This window comes from Vibrio sp. 1249-1 (assembly GCF_033340495.1).
This window is the reverse complement of the sequence record NZ_JAWOWJ010000587.1, coordinates 1-680: the sequence shown is the minus strand read 5'-3', so window position 1 is coordinate 680 and position 680 is coordinate 1. Positions and strand designations below refer to the sequence as shown.

General features: G+C 45.7%; 1 protein-coding gene. It reads left to right on the top strand.

Translation table 11 applies throughout. The annotated features are described in order from the left end of the window. Nucleotides 1–538 (top strand): methyl-accepting chemotaxis protein (locus tag R7Z50_RS27780; RefSeq protein WP_318149792.1); only part of this gene is annotated, 538 nt, incomplete at its 5' end. Between the last annotated feature and the right edge of the window lie 142 nt (nucleotides 539–680).

Here is a 680-nt window from a genome sequence, read left to right as displayed (position 1 = left end):
ACTGCAAAAGATGAGTGGTCAAATTGGCTCAATTTTGGATGTCATCCGCAACATTGCTGAGCAAACCAACTTGTTGGCTCTCAATGCTGCGATTGAAGCAGCACGTGCAGGAGAGCAAGGACGCGGATTTGCCGTGGTAGCCGATGAGGTACGTGTGCTGGCATCGAAAACCACACAATCCACCACAGAAATCGAATCGATGATCAGCAATCTGCAATCGAGCTCTCAGTCAGCCAACCAAGTGATTCAAAGCTGCATGAGTGATATGGAAATGTCGGTTGAGCAAGCCTCGAAAGCGAACAGTTCAATGGAAGAGATCCAAGCACTCATTATCGAAATCAGCCAAATGAGTACGCACATTTCTCAAGCGGCAGCAGAGCAAAGCGAAACCTCAGCAGATATAGCGCGCAACATTGAAGACATCAACAATATTGCGGATGAAAGTTACCACGCGATGTCGAGCATCACTCATACGAGTGAATCTCTCACTCAGCTTGCTCATCAGCAAAATGAATTAGTCCATCGCTTTAAATTGTAAATTTTTATGCAATAGTTGATGCAACCAGCTGTATAAGGGCGACTTTTTATGAAGTCGCCCTTGTTTTTTCTCGGCCTTGTCTACATATGGGTAATATGGCCTGCTCATCCCTTGCACTTCTCTTTTCGAGCGGCCACACAAA